Here is a 14,700-nt window from a genome sequence, read left to right as displayed (position 1 = left end):
GCAGCATGGCGAAAACCCACGGGGCACTTGACGGGTCCCGGCAATGCAATCACTGCCATCAACATGTGCTTGTTTTCTCATAGGCCCAACGAAAGAATTCAGCGGCGTTGGCCGTTTCGTGGCCAACGTCCGCTGGAATGACTTGTTGGGCTAGATATGCCCGGCATCCTTTCGATCCTTCTTGGTATCGATGGAGTCCAGCTCTTCTTCATATAAAGATATGCTGCTCCCCATTAAGGCCGGGGTCCTGCTAAGAGAGTAAAATGGGGCTGAGACCCGAACCGAGGAGACTCAGCCATGAAACGAAGAGAATGGGAACCGAAAAAGAAAGCCATGATCGTCCTCCAAGGACTACGCGGTAAAGCCATCGCGGACCTGTGTAGCGAACACCAAATCAGCCAGGCCCAGTATTACCAGTGGCGTGACCACTTTTTGGCCAATACCGACCGCATCTTTGACAAACACCCCGACAAGAAACAGTTTCGACTCCAGGAGGAGAACGCCCGGCTCAAGCACTGATCGGGGAGCTCACGATGGAGTTAAAAACAGAAATCGAGCTCAAGGAGCTCGGGCTTTGAGGCGGCCGTCCTGTTCCGTCACCCAGCGCAACCAGGACATCGTTAAAAAGATCAAGAACCTGAAATCGGATCACCCCTTCTGGGGATACCGGCGGATCTGGGCCCGGCTCAAATACGATGAGCACATGAACATCAACAAAAGCGCGTCCTGCGTTTGATGCGTCGCCATGACCTCTTGGTGAAGCCCAACCTGCGCCTTAAAGCCAAGAGGACGTCGTCGAGAGCAAGCCTGTCGCCGTCCGCCCCAACGAATGGTGGGGCATCGATATGACCAAGGTCCTGATCCAATCCTACGGCTGGATCTACGTCGTCTTGGTGTTGGACTGGTATACCAAGACGATCGTGGGTTATTACGCCGGACCCCAGGCCAAAACCCAGCACTGGTTGATGGCGCTAAACATGGCGGTCAATCGGCGGTTCCCCAATGGAGTCGCGGTCAGGACGTCAAGCTCATGAGCGACAATGGCTGCCAGCCCACGTCCTGGGTTTCCAGAAGGCCTGCAACGCCTTGGGGATTACCTAGGCGTTCACCAGCTACAACAACCCCAAGGGCAACGCTGACACCGAGCGGGTCAATCGGACCCTGAAAGAAGAGCTCGTTTGGCTCCGCGAGTGGGACAGCCCGTTTGTCTTTGTCAAAGAACTACAGAACTGGATCGAAATCGATTACAACCAGCGGCACCGGCACTTGACCCTCGGCCACCGAACACCGGCCGAGTTTGAGGCCCTTGCCATCAACCAACCAGCCCCGGCACTCTCTTAGGAACCCCTTGACTAATGGGGAGCATTACAAAGATCCATACTTCAGGATAAAATCGACCCTATTCATCAATGAATGCATTTCGTCATATGAAGGTTTGGTTGGCGAATCAAACGCCCATTCCAAAATGCAGACTTCTGAGCCAGCAGGAATATAAGAACCAGAGGCTGGAATCAAAATAGAGACCCTCTTCGTTGAATATGGGGCAAGCAATTTAGCGCAAGCCCACTCAAATTGTTGATTACAATTGTTGCCCGGGCATTCTTTTCCATCGAGACAGATAGTCCATCCTGAAACTTTTGCTGGACCTAAGCCGTTATTTTGAATTTTTAAAGAAATTGATGCGTTTTCAGAGTCGGCAATTGTTTCTGTGTCCAAGTGAGGAGCTACGCTGAGGCGATTGTGGTCCCTATTCGCCTTTCCTTCATAAACCGCCAAAAGAAGCGCGAGCAAAGCGATGAACCCTTCCCAATTGGTTTGAAGAAATTGCCACACCATAGAAGCTCCTTCATGATCTGTGCCCAACGACAAAATTCAGCGGCGTTGCCCGGAGGGCAACGTCCGCTGGAATGATTTGTTAGGCGGCTGATCATTTACTCGCGTAAGGTATAGTGTGATTTTCACAATTTCCTATTCATCCTCTTCGTCCTGATACACAGTGCTAAGAATGACAATTAAAAATGTCGCCACAGGGCCAAAAATTAGCGATGCGAGGAACCATACGAGACCACTACGGCCTTTACCTTGAGCGAGCCCTGCATTGATAAGCGCTAACGTTCCCCATCCAACGGCGAACCCCATTTCCATTACTGCCCCCTAAAATTCAAGCAGCCTAACGTTAGAGCTCAGCCGGCCGGCGTAGCCGGCTCGGCTGGAGCATTTTGTTCGCCGGCGATTTGGAGACTTCGCTAATCATGTTGATTCGCGGATGCCAGAATGCGCTTTTTAGGAAAAAAGGCCGTGAAATAAACGCAGTATCCGTCACAATAAGGTCTATGGGCGATTTCGGGAATTCCGTCTCCATCGATATCATCGATGAAATCAGGTGGTCCAACGGTTTCATATACCAACAATGGTTCGGTGCCCGATATCTGGGCAACCGCGTAAAGCAATTCGCTCCCAGCACCATCGTCATCGTCATCGCGCTGGATCTGTTTTGATGGGAAGGAGGCGAACAACCGGCCATCGGCCTGAACTACGCTAACATCTGAACCGGAAACCGAAGCGAGTTTAGATAGCCGTTGGATAATTTGAATCTCTTTATCTGTGGCTTCCCGTTTACTCCAGGATTGCTTAGGGAATGGTTTCAATGAAAGCAGTGCCAATTCTTTTTCAAAGTTCGGTGTGAGCCAAAGTTTGACTCCTCCATCTACGACCTCGGTAGCTTGGTCACACGCGAGTGGCTCAGTGCTTCCGAGCGCCCAAATTGGCAGGTTCGATTGACAATGGGAAATCAAGTCGCGGCGCCTTTCGCTATTTGAATCATAAATAAAAACACTGTATTCCTTGTTTCTTTCTGTGGGACAAGTGACATACAGGCCATTGAGGTCGGCGGCAAAGACACGAACTGGGGAAAAAGCATTCAGCAAAATGATCATCAAAAGTGGTCGCAATTTTGTCATACCATCGTTTCCTCTTGGCGAACGGCGGAGTTGAGCAGCACCCCGGCTGATTCTGCCGGGGCTTGCCCCGGCACGAATGTGCCGGGGTGTCTGCTCCAACGAAGGGTTAGACGGCGCGGAGCGCCGGCTGGGTTAACCCTTCGTTGGAGAAGCAATTCCTGCCGTTAGACGGCGCTGCCCACCAACGTGCTCAACAACCGCCAGATTTATCCTTCTGTTCAAATTCATCCGCGGCGTCCCCCACTGAAACGCGATCCGCGCCGTCCAACGCCCAAGGTCAGTGGCGCGGCCTCGTGGCCGCGTCCACTGCACCGCCTTGTTGGGCGATTTTTTCGGAAAGACTGATTTCTATCGACCACAAGTCCACCTTCTTAGACCACAAATCTTTTCTCATAGCCAAAACCGTTGCAAGAAATTGTTCTCGATTGGGCGACTCAATAAATGTTTTGAGATTAAGAATGACCTCTTTGGACGCGTAAAGAATCATTTCGTGGTACTCGGCTTGAAGATATTTGATCACATCATTTGATGTGTCGATATCGGGCTGCCTGCTAGAGAGGTACTTAATGTTTTTTGGTTCAAAGTATACGTCCATATAGAGGAGGCATGATTTATATCGCTTTTCTTTATTTTCTAAGACCTTAAAATCAAGTTCTTTTTGCTTGGCCATCATGGTAGTAATGATTCCACCAATTCCGACAACACCAAGCAGGCCAAGTATGATGTTAAGGGTACTCATGATATTTGAGCCAAACCTCCCGTATTAAACGCCCAACATAGCAGCTAACCGGCGTTACCCGGTTTGGGCCGAAGGCCGGCAGGGTAACGTCCGGTTGAGCGACTGGTTGGGCATGCTATTTTCTCAAACACCCGCTTTAGCAATGCCGTCAAGCATCCAAGCTATAAACGCTAGAGCGATCAAACCAACGGCTATCGCCCCAATAACAGTTAATCGGAAGCTCCAAAACTCTAATTTGCGTCCACGAAAAAATACAAAATTTCCCAAAATGTAACCGGTTCCCTGAACTACCATGTAGAGTAGGAAGGGAACAATGAACCACTCAAAAACAAATAGTGCGATTTCGGCTAAACCTTTCATCTGTGCCCAACGAACGAATTCAGCGGCGTTGGCCACGCGGTTTGTGCGTGGACAACGTCCGCTGGAACGCCTCGTTATCCGGGACATTGCGCTTGAAGAAAGAGTCGTAGGCCGCCTTGATGGCATTAAATAAATCATTAGCTGCCAAGAGCCCTACTTTCCAATCAATATCGTATCCCATCCACTGCATACCTGTCTCAGAACTTGCCCAAACCTGCAACTCTCGCCGAGAAGTTTTAGTTCGCCGAAGATTAGAATCGACCGCATAGTCTACTAGATGTTCAAAAACGTCTCTAACGTGTTTTATCCAGGGGAGTTTCTCATCGAATATTTGAATCGCATTTCGAATAGAATCCCATACTGGCGGTACATGCTCGAGCGTGGAAGCGACCGTGCGAAGCCGTCGCAATGCTATGGCCAGAAAATGAACATCAGCCTCGTTAAATGAATCTGTATCGAATGGATGGAACGCCTTGTCTTGCGGTCGTGGCTTAGTGATCCTGGCGTGTTCTAATCCAACTGCAAACATCCAGCTGTTGCCTAACGATCTTGACCGCTCAACAATGGCGGCCTCGCTAAGATCTTGCGCTTTGATCCGCTTTGTTCCCATGAATTATTCGTGACCTTCTAAGTAAGTTCCGGATAACGACTGAGCTCAGCGGCGGCGCGCCGTGTGCGCCGTCCGCTGGAGCGACTTGTTGGGCATAACTATTGGCCCCATACCTGAAACGCTAAGATTGCCACGTTAAGCAGACCGACAAGAACGAGCAGATAGGTTAAAAAATTTAATCTGTCGGCAGTTTTGCTCTGTTGTTGAGCCAACTTTACTTGTAAGCGGAGCTCGGCGTTTCGCCGCGCTTCCGGGTCACCGAAGCCACTACCATCAGAAAACTCCGCCATGAGATTTTGTAACTCGTCCTTCATGTGTTCTCCTATGCCCAACGAATGAAGCTCACCGGCGCCCGCTGTTGGCGTCCGGTGTAGCGCCTGGTTGGGCTGAATCCAACTTTTGCAATCGAAAACTATTGACAATTTCCTTGGAAACTTTTGATTTAATTTGGTCGTCAATAATTAATCCCCAAGGTTGGTCGATATAGAGAACGTGCTGTGAATATCCATCGGGACCCGGGCATTCGTAGGCTTCGACTGATGGCAATTGAACCTTTTTGCATTCTTTTCCATTATTGGGGAGATCCTTCCAATAATACTGACCGTCTATCCGGACACCTTTTGAGGAATTCTTCGGTCTAATAATCATTGAACCCCCATGGATTTCACGGTCCCACGACGCCGGTTGACGAACAGAAAAATTAAGTAGTCCATCTTCATATACTTCCCATTCAACTTTTACATTTTCTCGAGCACGGGCAAAAGCCACTATGGGAATTGCCAGAACCAAATACAAAGTGAGTTTGGTATTCATGGGGGATAGTCCTCGGCCTAACGATTAAGCTCAGCCGCGGCGGCCCGTGGCCGCCGTCGGCTGGAGCGACTGGTTAGGGGCGATTTCCAAACTCGCTAATCCAACCAAAGAATGTGAGGAATAGACCAAAATGAGAGAGACAGTAAAAAAGGCAGCGGTCAAATTTTTCAGGAGGGGTATTACCATCCCAGGTTTGCGGGGAACGACCAATCTTATCCAGGCCAGCGGCCCCTAAAACAATGATGCCAATCAGGGGAAAAAGCTGAACAGAAGGTGGTTTGATCAGGGTAGAAACAAGCCAAGCAAGCCCAAAGTTGAGGCCAACGTAAAAAAAACTTAATGCATAACTTAGGGAGACCTTTTTCATAAGCAATTAACGGTTGCGGAATTCAATTGATCGATCAGGAGCATCTTCCCACTTGATGGTTCTAAAAAAGCTTTCACAATTTCCCACCATATGGTTCTTATAGGAGGTCATTCCAAATACTTTGCCTTCGTAAAACCAGACCACAATATATTGATCTGCTCCAAACCCACTGTAATCAGTAGCACAGTATTGCCATGCCTCGCTTTTTCCTTGGAATTGTCGATCTTTAGGAGTTCCCATAATGGAAACGACCTCTTCTTTGGTTTGCCCTGGTGTAACGTTGATGGAATTTCGTACTTACGGCTGGTTGATGACATCCCAACAAAAATACGCCAACAATTACGATAAAAATATGAAGGTTATGTTTCATGGTAGCCCCTAACGGCGGAGTTGAGCAGCACCCCGGCTGATTCTGCCGGGGCTTGCCCGGGCACGAATGTGCCGGGGTGTCTGCTCCAACGAAGGGTTAGACGGCGCGGAGCGCCGGCTGGGTTAACCCTTCGTTGGAGAAGCAACTCCGCCGTTAGACGGCGCTGCCCACCAACGTGCTCAACAACCGCCAGATTTATCCTTCTGTTCAAATTCATCCGCGGCGTCCCCCACTGAAACGCGATCCGCGCCGTCTAACGATAAACTAAGCCGCGCCGCCGATGCGTGGCGGCGTCGGCTTAAGTGACTGGTTAGCCAATATTATCTTACTCATATTTTTCAATGTCTTTTGAATAGTTTCTGATAATTCAGAAAATCGTAAAAATGCGGAATTGCGCTCTAACATCTTTATTTTTCCATTGTTTTGAATAGTGTCTAAGGTGTAATAGTAAAAACGGTGTTTTTTCCTTTTCGGAATATTCTTAGTGACTTCGCTTTTGAGAAAAGTTAATTGATCCGATTTATTAAATTTTGGAAGGACTTGATTGTGGGCAAAAGCGTTACGTATACGAAGCAACTCATGAAACTCATCTGGCCGGATTCTAACAAAATTTGTCTGTGCATTAATGGCGAGCAGGATTTTAACCTTGGATGCAAATGAAATAATTGAATTATCCATCAGAAATACTCGAGAAAAATCCATCATTTCAGGGGATGGGTGAATGAAGTGAATGATAATGTCTTTGATTTGGGTCTCAATCCGATTAAACTCGTCCAGCACGAGGCCAGTATAACTCCACTCCTCAATTATTTTATTTCGCATGTGAAATATAGTTGGCTAACGAAATCAGCTAACCCGCGCGGGCACAACGGAAAACGTGGCCCCGAAGCGATAACTGTATTGAACCGAAAAGCAAATCATGGCGTCAACTTGCGACCCGTGCCCGCGTCGGGTTCAGCGCCTTGTTGGGCACGGCCTGACGGACCGGCATACACAGAATTACCAAATGCAATAACGGGGATTAGAACAAAACCAAAAAAAATACATAGAAGAGCATAGTCATCACCCTTCCCGAAACTCTTAGCAAGTTTAAATGTCCATATGGCCATAAAGATAAAATTCAAGTAGGGGATGAACATTAAGATAACCCACCAGCCGGGACACCCAGACAATTTCAATCCAACGAATAGGTTATAGATCGGGATAAGAGCCGAAGCACCAGAACGCCCTGCCTTTAAAAAAAGTTTCCAGAAAATTCCTGCACCAACCAGATAAATGGCGAGTGGTAACAAAAATAATTTAAGGGTTTCCATAATTATCTCCTGCCCAACGACTAAGCTCAGCCGGGCCGAGACGCCGCAACGCGGCGTGGAGGCCTCGGCTGGAGCGACTGGTTAGGCCCGCTTTGAAACCAAAACTCCTGCAACATATTTATGAATAACGCTGGAGATAAGGGTTTGATAAGGAATCCCTTCCTCCATCGCCTTCTTTTGGGCGCCCGCCAGGTCCTTGGAGGAAATTCTGATGTTGACCCGCCTATCCTTTTGAAAAGTAGCCCGAGCGTACTTTTGGTAACGTCCAAGATCGGCCTTCTTCCCGAGGGGCGTCCATTCCCCTGCTTCGTAAGACCTAAGGATGTCCTGTTCCTCTTTTTCCAATTTAGACATGTGGTTCGCCTCCTAAATAGTCTCGGGTCGCTTTCCGGCTTGGGATAATCGTTTTAAGAAATATCTCGTGCTCATTTTCAACGAAGGGCACGAGAAAAGCATATCCATCGATATTGACGACAAAAAGCTGTTGGGTTGGATATTTTGCTTTGTTGTGGTGTTCAGCAATAGCCAATAACCCATCTTTTTCAATATGAAAAACGACTTCTTCAAAGGAAACTCCGCGGTGAACCTTCAGCCATTCATTTTTGTCGGGATCCCAGGAGAAGAACTTCATGATCTAATTGTATGCCAATGTGTGCCTAATGTCAACAAGTAAATTTGGGCCTAACGAACTAATTCAGCCGCGTTGGCCGCCCGGTTTGCGGGCGGACAACGCGGCTGCAATGACTTGTTAGGCAGTCCTCTTTCAAATGGACGTCCCACCATTACACATCACGTAGCTTTCCCGTCCGAATGATGGGAACCCCGACCGGCACGGGCATCTTATCCTCACGCTCTAGGCGGCCCAACTCGAAAGCCGCCTCCCCTAGCTCGGTAATCTGTACGCCGCGTTTCTCCGGCATGGTAGGGCTGTCCCACGGATTGGCCCAGCAGCGCCCGATGATATCCCGCCCTAGCATTGGGTGGGGGTCGAAACCGACGGCTTCTCGAATTTCCTTTGTGGTGACTACCCTGCGCCCCCTGGCCACTAATGTTCGCAAGATGCCATAGGCGCTATTTGAAATTATTGGTTCCATTTTTCCTCCAAGTGCCACATTTACAGACAGAATTACCTGTATTGGGTAGCGTATCACAGACGGCTCTGTCTGTGAACTGCGAGGAGGTAATGGTGATTAGAACTGCCCAACGTAGAGCTAACCGGCGCTGCGCGGCTTCATCGCGCAGCGTCCAGCGACCGAAGGGAGCGAGGTTGAGCGCCGGGTTATGCATAGATGCTGTGCAGCTTGGATATCGTGGACCGATGATCATTGCCGACAAGCCCAAGCGATTGATGGAACCGAAAACCGGACTTCTTGATCTGTGCAGCATCGAGCGCTAAGCCAGCGTGTTTCTTTGCCATCGCCAAATTGTTTAAGGCGAGGCTAATGATGCTGAAGGACGCGTGCCATTTGAAAGTGTCGAGCGGAAACATGAGGTCACCCACCCTTTCTTTCAGTGTTGCAAGGGCGGATGGATATTCTGGTTCCAACCCGTTGGAGGCGACCAGGTACGGATATTCCACGTACATCGTGGTTTTGTGCTGTGGCCTTTCACGCTCAATTGCCAAGACGTCTTTCATCGCCGCCACCGCGTGGGCGAGATCTCCGAGCGTAATGTATGCAGTAGCTCGCGCGCTTAAAGCACGTATGTCCTCGAAATTGCCTTTCTTTGTTGCAAAGTAGTGCTCAACAAGTTGTAGCGTGACGTTCGGACAAGTCTTGGCAATTGTGAGTGCTTGAATTACGAGGTATTGGTCGCGCTGAGTGCGCGAACGGGCGAGCTTGGAGAAGAACTGCCTTTCAATCTCGGCATTCCAGTTGTGGTTCCGAAACCAGTCAGACACGGCCATGGTCAGTATGCCTAACGACTAAGGTAAGCCGCCAGGCCGACCCGTGGCCTGGTCGGCTTGAGCGCCGGGTTATGCCCCCCGCTTGCGAGTAAGCAAAACATGGCTGAGCGATAGAACGGCTAGGATACCCGCAGCAATAAGGAACGCAAAACTGACACCGCTCTCCGGGGCCACGAGGAAATAACCCCAGTCTATTAGCCCGTGGAGAATAGAAAGGCTCAGCAGGCCAAAACCAAGTACGCGCAAATTTGCGAAAACGATACCGACGAGAAAAATCCCTGGCCACCCAATCAGTGACTGAGCCTGAACATGATAAACAGTAAAGATTAACGATGAAATAACAATGGCCCATGGCAACGGCAACTGGCGGACTAATCCCGACAGAAGAGCACCACGAAAGAGATACTCTTCGAAAAGGCCAACAACCAACGAGGTTGCTATTCCTACATAGACCATGTGGATCGGCCAGGGTTCCCAGCCTTTCTGAAGGAAATCGGGCAGATGGGAAATTAACAATAGGACGGCGTACAGGTATGCCCATCCTGAACGTGAAATATCTCCCTCTGGCTCAGAACGAAAAAGCCAAACAGCAAGAAATAGGCCCAAAAGTCTGGGCCCGCACATAAGAATGTCGCGGTAGAACCAGTCATCCAAAGAGCTTACTGGGTATAGAAAATAAATCAGAGCTCTTATCGCCATATAGGAGGCGGTAATGATTAGCGATAGTCTGATTTTATGATTCAGCATTTTGCCTTCCGCCTGGGGCATAACACCCAAGGTCAGCGACGCGGGCCGATCGTGCCCACGTCCGCTGGACCGTTTTGTTGGGCGGTAGATGGTTTCGATCGCAAGGTTTTTCTGAAAGTTCTCCCAATTTCTACTTCCCCGCGATTTGGAAATACCGCGACGTAACGTGGATCTACTTGCATCCCATTTGACGGAAATTGAAAAAGAAGTCTTGGGCCCTGGATAAGAATCTGAACGGGATCTTCCCATTCCAGATCGTGGTTTCTGAAATATTGTCGTAAGAGGAACATTCCGGAGTCCTTTGGCGGGCTGGCAAAGTTAAAACAGGAATTGTCAGTGATATTGCCGGTGATTTCATTAATCGCAAACAAAACGCCAATATCACATGAATCGACTTTTGAGACAGAACCCTTTTTCATATTAAACGAAACCAGAAAGCGGGTGCCGAAACCATCGTAAAGTGAATCCATTCTCACCTTAATTGGATCTCCTATTCCTATTCCAAGAACTTTAGAAAAATGTTTCGCGGAAAGAATTGCCTTTTCTTCATATGGTTGAGCCGAATTGGAGTTTTTAGCCGGTTCCTTCTCTTGAATTTCAGCGCGAACGTCTGGCTCATGGAAAAACCCGGCAATCAAATAAAATAATAGAAACAACGTGTGCGGATTTATTTTTCGCATTCGTTCCTCATGCTCGCCCAACGACTAAGGTAAGCCGCCGGGCCTGCCCGTGGCTCGGTCGGCTTGAGCGCCGGGTTGGGCGCCACCGAAAACATTGTTTTTTACAACAATGGTTTCGGCAATCATGTCATGTAGGGCCCGCTTATTTTTTTCAAAGCCGATCATCACGGCGGAAACAATCAGAAGAGGAACTTGGAATACGGGGATCCGATAAAGAAGCATCGAATAGGCCCGGGCAAGAGCCCGAGGGTAAGTTAATCTTTCGCCATTAAGGCGGACCACCTTTACTCCGGCCAGGCGCTTTCCGGGTGTCATGCCCGATTTACTCCAAAAAAGTGCGTAATAGAAGGCAGGGACAGACATGAAATAGATCACGTCAATCAGGATGAAATATTTATACCCCGGGGATTGACCAGCCTTTATTTGAGCGAGAGTGGCACTCGTAATACCGATGTAGACTGCAATGAGAATTGCGGCAGGGATGAGGACAACGAGGAAATTGTCAGCAATGACGGCAAGCAGCCTTTCTCCAAAGGAGGCTAACGCATTCTTTTCATTAGGGCTGGCTAGTTCACTGTCAGTCATCGAGATTCTCCTTTGTTGCCTAACGAATAGAGTTCAGCTGCAAATGACACGGCGATAGCCGTGGCATTTGTCGGCTGCAACGATTGGTTATGCGGCGCCATCACTCAATTCCTTTCTTTAATTGCCGCGACGCACGAAAGCCTGAATAGAGTCCAAAGAGTGCCCAAGCATGGAACCCAATTCCAATAAAGTTGTAATGCTCCCCATTAGTCAAGGGGTTCCTAAGAGAGTGCCGGGGCTGGTTGGTTGATGGCAAGGGCCTCAAACTCGGCCGGTGTTCGGTGGCCGAGGGTCAAGTGCCGGTGCCGCTGGTTGCAATCGATTTCGATCCAGTTCTGTGTTCTTTGACAAAGACAAACGGGTTGTCCACACTCCGGAGCCAAACGACCTCTTTCAGGGTCCGATTGACCCGCTCGGTGTCAAGGTTGCCCTTGGGGTTGTTGCAGCTGGTGAACGCCTGGGTAATCCCTAAGGCGTTGCAGGCCTCTGAAACCCGAGGACGTGGGCTGGCAGCCATTGTCGCTCATGAGCTTGACGTCCTGACCGCGACTCCCATTGGGGAACCGCCGATTGACCGCCATGTTTAGCGCCATCAACCAGTGCTGGGTTTTGGCCTGGGGTCCGGCGTAATAACCCACGATCGTCTTGGTATACCAGTCCAACACCAAGACGACGTAGATCCAGCCGCAGGATTGATCAGGACCTTGGTCATATCGATCCACCATTCGTTGGGGCGGACGGCGATGGGCTTGCTCCTCGACGACGTCCTCTTGGCTTTAAGGCGCAGGTTGGGCTTCACCAAGAGGTCATGGCGACGCATCAAACGCAGGACGCGCTTTTGTTGATGTTCGCGTGCTCATCGTATTGAGCTGGGCCCAGATCCGCGGTATCCCCAGAAGGGGTGATCCGATTTCAGGTTCTGATCTTTTAACGATGTCCTGGTTGCGCTGGGTGACGGAACAGGACGGTCGCTCAAGCCCGAGCTCCTTGAGCTCGATTTCGTTTTTTTAACTCCATCGTGAGCTCCCGATCATGTGTTGAGCCGGGCGTTCCCTCCTGGAGTCGAAACTGTTTCTTGTCGGGGTGTTTGTCAAAGATGCGGTCGGTATTGGCCAAAAAGCACGCCACTGGTAATACTGGGCCTGGCTGATTTGGTGTTCGCTACACAGGTCCGCGATGGCTTTACCGCGTAGTCCTTGGAGGACGATCATGGCTTTCTTCGGTTCCCATTCTCTTCGTTTCATGGCTGAGTCTCTCGGTTGGGTCTCAGCCCCATTTTACTCTCTTAGCAGGACCCCGGCCTTAATGGGGAGCAGCATAAAGTCTTTGGTTTGAATTACAACCGAACTGTCGAGGACGTAGATAACCATTCCTACAATAAACGGCCACAGCTTTCCTGTTCTAGCAACCTTACCGAAGAACAAAAACATTCCGATAAATATCCCGTCCACAATAAGTGCAAACAAATCCGTTGAGAGTGGACCGAGATGACTTTGTCTAGTAATCGCAAGAGCGTCATTTGCACGGGTAATACCAAGGCCGATGACAAAGTTATAGGCACTTCCCAACATCGTTGCGATGGAATTGATTGCAGAGAGTAATGCGATCCATACAAACCATGAAGCGCCACTGCGAATGCGTTTGACTAATGTTTCTTGTGAAGGCAGTGCATTAGTTGGGGATTGGGTGGGACTTAACTCATCCATGATTCACCTCTGAAGCTGTGATCTAAGCCGCATAACGAACCAAGCTCAGTGGCCGGACCCGAAATGCGCGAGCGACGACCGCTGGCGATACAAATTAAACTGAATGGACCGGGCTTTACCCCACGATTCGCACCGGGTCCGGTCCACTGCAGCGCCGGGTTGGGCGCTTAAGTTATTAACTCATCACCGTCCCTCATTCCTCCTGGTTGGGCATATCGAGTTTTAAATCCTAACTAATGAACCCGACTATACGTTCTGTTTGCCAACACATCCTTGACCTGTTTTTCATGGAGAGCATCAACTTTTCTTGTAATTTCCTCCACAGAATCCCCTGATTGATGAAGTGCTCTGATATTCCTCACCTGATCAGGGGTCAGAGTTTTTTCACGACTACCAATCACTTTGAGGTAGTGATTGTCATTTTTCTAAAGGGCTTTCATAAATGGATTGGGAATTCCCTTCCTGGGGTTTTGTCGAGCATATTCTTCGATTGCCCGCTCCCTTTCGTCCAGTGACACTCGGACGCGACTTGTGAAACGATGCTCATGAAGGAGCTTAAGTCCCTTAAACCCACCAGGAATCATATTTAGACCGTACTGATCACTTGAAATTCCATCCACAGCCTTCTCTTCCCAATTCATTGCTTCATCGTAGGTCATGTTTACAGCCATCAATGATGAGATAATCCCAACATTCTTCATGCCTAAGCTCTCTCGCCAAGCCTGATGAAATTTCTTTCGAGAACCACGATGAATTTCACCAACGTGTTCGTTTAATCGTTGTAACCAATTCCGACCAGTAATGCCGACATAGTAGTAACTGTCTTGGTCCTTCTTTTGCTTTTCATGCAACTGCTCCGGGGTCTCGTCACGCGGCATATTATGAGTTATCGAGTGGACGTAGCCTTGGAACCCTTTGTTGGCATCGCCCCACTCTTTTAAAAGGAATTGGAGCGGCACAATAACTTTCCAAGACAAGTCATTGTTTAGATTCAGCCCAAGGTGCAAACTGCAAGGACCCGGATAAGGAAACTCGATAGCCTGCGTATTGATAGCACGATCAGCTGCATATGCGATTTGAACCAGGTTGAGTTGTGTAATAAGTTGCCGGCGCGACGATGATGATGCGTTAATAGATTTGAAATTCTGCTGTAACAGCTTATGGAAAAACCCGAGGTAGTTAAGATTATCGTCGTTAATTCCACAAAGACAGTTTTCTAATTGCTTGACTAGGGGAAGGTTGCCGATATTCGGCAGCAAAGCATCACAATTTCTTAGGTCAAGGAATCGTGTCTCTATCGGTCGATTTTTCTAAGCTGAAAGTCTGAGAATCTCACAGTTCAAATAATCCCAATAAAAGATTGTGCAGTAACTATCATCGAAGGCGCCTACAGCCATATGCCTAACGTCAAAATTCAGCGGCGGGCCGCCGTGTGGCCCGTCCGCTGGAATGAATTGTTGGGCGCATCATCTTAAAAAGATTGCCAAAATCGCAGCTATTCCGCCTATTAGAGACGGCCAAAAAATTAGATGAAATCTCTTGCG

General features: G+C 49.0%; 23 protein-coding genes. 4 read left to right on the top strand and 19 right to left on the bottom strand.

Features of this window, described 5'->3' with window-relative positions; all coding sequences use genetic code 11:
* Positions 1-297: 297 nt before the first annotated feature.
* The 4 genes from IPP68_07555 to IPP68_07540 all read left to right on the top strand — a co-directional run bounded on the left by IPP68_07555 (position 298) and on the right by IPP68_07540 (position 1,341).
* The gene (locus IPP68_07555) at positions 298-519 is read left to right on the top strand and encodes a transposase (protein ID MBL0350213.1); all 222 of its coding nucleotides are present in this window, start codon (positions 298-300) and stop codon (positions 517-519) included.
* Positions 520-574: 55 nt separating this feature from the next.
* Positions 575-736, top strand: a complete 162-nt coding sequence (locus IPP68_07550) for a hypothetical protein (protein ID MBL0350212.1) — start codon at positions 575-577, stop codon at positions 734-736.
* 109 nt (positions 737-845) lie between these two features.
* Positions 846-1,034, top strand: coding sequence for a hypothetical protein (locus IPP68_07545; GenBank protein MBL0350211.1), 189 nt, complete (start codon positions 846-848; stop codon positions 1,032-1,034).
* 127 nt (positions 1,035-1,161) lie between these two features.
* Complete coding sequence (locus IPP68_07540) at positions 1,162-1,341, top strand: hypothetical protein (protein ID MBL0350210.1); 180 nt, start codon at positions 1,162-1,164, stop codon at positions 1,339-1,341.
* A 24-nt stretch (positions 1,342-1,365) separates the two neighbouring features.
* On the opposite strand, the gene IPP68_07535 is transcribed toward IPP68_07540, so the two are convergent.
* The 19 genes from IPP68_07535 to IPP68_07445 all read right to left on the bottom strand — a co-directional run bounded on the left by IPP68_07535 (position 1,366) and on the right by IPP68_07445 (position 14,415).
* A complete protein-coding gene (locus IPP68_07535; GenBank protein ID MBL0350209.1) occupies positions 1,366-1,836 on the bottom strand; it encodes a hypothetical protein in 471 nt (156 codons plus the stop codon).
* 410 nt (positions 1,837-2,246) lie between these two features.
* Positions 2,247-2,960 carry a hypothetical protein gene (locus IPP68_07530; protein ID MBL0350208.1) on the bottom strand — a complete coding sequence of 238 codons (714 nt, stop codon included), beginning with the start codon at positions 2,958-2,960 and terminating at the stop codon, positions 2,247-2,249.
* Positions 2,961-3,237: 277 nt separating this feature from the next.
* Positions 3,238-3,699 carry a hypothetical protein gene (locus tag IPP68_07525; protein ID MBL0350207.1) on the bottom strand — a complete coding sequence of 154 codons (462 nt, stop codon included), beginning with the start codon at positions 3,697-3,699 and terminating at the stop codon, positions 3,238-3,240.
* A 123-nt stretch (positions 3,700-3,822) separates the two neighbouring features.
* Positions 3,823-4,095, bottom strand: coding sequence for a hypothetical protein (locus tag IPP68_07520; protein ID MBL0350206.1), 273 nt, complete (start codon positions 4,093-4,095; stop codon positions 3,823-3,825).
* Positions 4,079-4,669: a hypothetical protein gene (locus IPP68_07515; GenBank protein MBL0350205.1), complete on the bottom strand. Its 591-nt coding sequence runs from the start codon at positions 4,667-4,669 to the stop codon at positions 4,079-4,081. The genes IPP68_07520 and IPP68_07515 overlap by 17 nt, the downstream gene beginning before the upstream one ends.
* A gap of 98 nt (positions 4,670-4,767) precedes the next feature.
* On the bottom strand, positions 4,768-4,983 hold the full coding sequence (locus tag IPP68_07510) for a hypothetical protein (protein MBL0350204.1): 216 nt from the start codon (positions 4,981-4,983) through the stop codon (positions 4,768-4,770).
* Between the two features lie 28 nt (positions 4,984-5,011).
* Complete coding sequence (locus tag IPP68_07505) at positions 5,012-5,482, bottom strand: hypothetical protein (GenBank protein MBL0350203.1); 471 nt, start codon at positions 5,480-5,482, stop codon at positions 5,012-5,014.
* A 73-nt stretch (positions 5,483-5,555) separates the two neighbouring features.
* Positions 5,556-5,849 (bottom strand): hypothetical protein, encoded by a 294-nt coding sequence (locus tag IPP68_07500; GenBank protein MBL0350202.1) that lies wholly within the window; start codon positions 5,847-5,849, stop codon positions 5,556-5,558.
* 634 nt (positions 5,850-6,483) lie between these two features.
* The gene (locus IPP68_07495; GenBank protein MBL0350201.1) at positions 6,484-6,999 is read right to left on the bottom strand and encodes a hypothetical protein; all 516 of its coding nucleotides are present in this window, start codon (positions 6,997-6,999) and stop codon (positions 6,484-6,486) included.
* Between the two features lie 137 nt (positions 7,000-7,136).
* Positions 7,137-7,532 carry a signal peptidase I gene (locus tag IPP68_07490; GenBank protein MBL0350200.1) on the bottom strand — a complete coding sequence of 132 codons (396 nt, stop codon included), beginning with the start codon at positions 7,530-7,532 and terminating at the stop codon, positions 7,137-7,139.
* An 81-nt stretch (positions 7,533-7,613) separates the two neighbouring features.
* Positions 7,614-7,886, bottom strand: a complete 273-nt coding sequence (locus IPP68_07485; GenBank protein ID MBL0350199.1) for an antitoxin — start codon at positions 7,884-7,886, stop codon at positions 7,614-7,616.
* Positions 7,879-8,163: a BrnT family toxin gene (locus IPP68_07480; GenBank protein MBL0350198.1), complete on the bottom strand. Its 285-nt coding sequence runs from the start codon at positions 8,161-8,163 to the stop codon at positions 7,879-7,881. Before IPP68_07480 ends, IPP68_07485 begins: the two co-directional genes overlap by 8 nt.
* A gap of 648 nt (positions 8,164-8,811) precedes the next feature.
* The gene (locus IPP68_07475; protein MBL0350197.1) at positions 8,812-9,438 is read right to left on the bottom strand and encodes a hypothetical protein; all 627 of its coding nucleotides are present in this window, start codon (positions 9,436-9,438) and stop codon (positions 8,812-8,814) included.
* A gap of 69 nt (positions 9,439-9,507) precedes the next feature.
* The gene (locus IPP68_07470; GenBank protein MBL0350196.1) at positions 9,508-10,185 is read right to left on the bottom strand and encodes a CPBP family intramembrane metalloprotease; all 678 of its coding nucleotides are present in this window, start codon (positions 10,183-10,185) and stop codon (positions 9,508-9,510) included.
* Positions 10,186-10,217: 32 nt separating this feature from the next.
* A complete protein-coding gene (locus tag IPP68_07465) occupies positions 10,218-10,865 on the bottom strand; it encodes a hypothetical protein (GenBank protein MBL0350195.1) in 648 nt (215 codons plus the stop codon).
* A gap of 24 nt (positions 10,866-10,889) precedes the next feature.
* Positions 10,890-11,450, bottom strand: coding sequence for an RDD family protein (locus IPP68_07460; GenBank protein MBL0350194.1), 561 nt, complete (start codon positions 11,448-11,450; stop codon positions 10,890-10,892).
* A 1,007-nt stretch (positions 11,451-12,457) separates the two neighbouring features.
* Complete coding sequence (locus IPP68_07455) at positions 12,458-12,694, bottom strand: transposase (GenBank protein ID MBL0350193.1); 237 nt, start codon at positions 12,692-12,694, stop codon at positions 12,458-12,460.
* Positions 12,695-12,727: 33 nt separating this feature from the next.
* Complete coding sequence (locus IPP68_07450; GenBank protein MBL0350192.1) at positions 12,728-13,156, bottom strand: hypothetical protein; 429 nt, start codon at positions 13,154-13,156, stop codon at positions 12,728-12,730.
* A gap of 425 nt (positions 13,157-13,581) precedes the next feature.
* Positions 13,582-14,415: a hypothetical protein gene (locus IPP68_07445; GenBank protein MBL0350191.1), complete on the bottom strand. Its 834-nt coding sequence runs from the start codon at positions 14,413-14,415 to the stop codon at positions 13,582-13,584.
* Between the last annotated feature and the right edge of the window lie 285 nt (positions 14,416-14,700).

This window comes from Elusimicrobiota bacterium, from assembly GCA_016722575.1.
In the GTDB taxonomy this organism is placed as follows: Bacteria; Elusimicrobiota; Elusimicrobia; order FEN-1173; family FEN-1173; genus JADKIY01.
Note: the sequence above shows the minus strand (reverse complement) of the source record. Positions and strands in the feature narration are given on the sequence as shown.

What these genes read in the sequence shown, in the direction of transcription:
- IPP68_07530 (MBL0350208.1), bottom strand. Translation starts at nt 2,960, where the DNA reads ATGACAAAATTGCGACCACTTTTGATGATCATTTTGCTGAATGCTTTT.
- IPP68_07525 (MBL0350207.1), bottom strand. Translation starts at nt 3,699, where the DNA reads ATGAGTACCCTTAACATCATACTTGGCCTGCTTGGTGTTGTCGGAATT.
- IPP68_07505 (MBL0350203.1), bottom strand. Translation starts at nt 5,482, where the DNA reads ATGAATACCAAACTCACTTTGTATTTGGTTCTGGCAATTCCCATAGTG.
- IPP68_07515 (MBL0350205.1), bottom strand. Translation starts at nt 4,669, where the DNA reads ATGGGAACAAAGCGGATCAAAGCGCAAGATCTTAGCGAGGCCGCCATT.
- IPP68_07470 (MBL0350196.1), bottom strand. Translation starts at nt 10,185, where the DNA reads ATGCTGAATCATAAAATCAGACTATCGCTAATCATTACCGCCTCCTAT.
- IPP68_07450 (MBL0350192.1), bottom strand. Translation starts at nt 13,156, where the DNA reads ATGGATGAGTTAAGTCCCACCCAATCCCCAACTAATGCACTGCCTTCA.
- IPP68_07465 (MBL0350195.1), bottom strand. Translation starts at nt 10,865, where the DNA reads ATGCGAAAAATAAATCCGCACACGTTGTTTCTATTATTTTATTTGATT.
- IPP68_07455 (MBL0350193.1), bottom strand. Translation starts at nt 12,694, where the DNA reads ATGAAACGAAGAGAATGGGAACCGAAGAAAGCCATGATCGTCCTCCAA.
- IPP68_07475 (MBL0350197.1), bottom strand. Translation starts at nt 9,438, where the DNA reads ATGGCCGTGTCTGACTGGTTTCGGAACCACAACTGGAATGCCGAGATT.
- IPP68_07500 (MBL0350202.1), bottom strand. Translation starts at nt 5,849, where the DNA reads ATGAAAAAGGTCTCCCTAAGTTATGCATTAAGTTTTTTTTACGTTGGC.
- IPP68_07490 (MBL0350200.1), bottom strand. Translation starts at nt 7,532, where the DNA reads ATGGAAACCCTTAAATTATTTTTGTTACCACTCGCCATTTATCTGGTT.
- IPP68_07460 (MBL0350194.1), bottom strand. Translation starts at nt 11,450, where the DNA reads ATGACTGACAGTGAACTAGCCAGCCCTAATGAAAAGAATGCGTTAGCC.
- IPP68_07555 (MBL0350213.1), top strand. Translation starts at nt 298, where the DNA reads ATGAAACGAAGAGAATGGGAACCGAAAAAGAAAGCCATGATCGTCCTC.
- IPP68_07545 (MBL0350211.1), top strand. Translation starts at nt 846, where the DNA reads ATGACCAAGGTCCTGATCCAATCCTACGGCTGGATCTACGTCGTCTTG.
- IPP68_07535 (MBL0350209.1), bottom strand. Translation starts at nt 1,836, where the DNA reads ATGGTGTGGCAATTTCTTCAAACCAATTGGGAAGGGTTCATCGCTTTG.
- IPP68_07510 (MBL0350204.1), bottom strand. Translation starts at nt 4,983, where the DNA reads ATGAAGGACGAGTTACAAAATCTCATGGCGGAGTTTTCTGATGGTAGT.
- IPP68_07485 (MBL0350199.1), bottom strand. Translation starts at nt 7,886, where the DNA reads ATGTCTAAATTGGAAAAAGAGGAACAGGACATCCTTAGGTCTTACGAA.
- IPP68_07480 (MBL0350198.1), bottom strand. Translation starts at nt 8,163, where the DNA reads ATGAAGTTCTTCTCCTGGGATCCCGACAAAAATGAATGGCTGAAGGTT.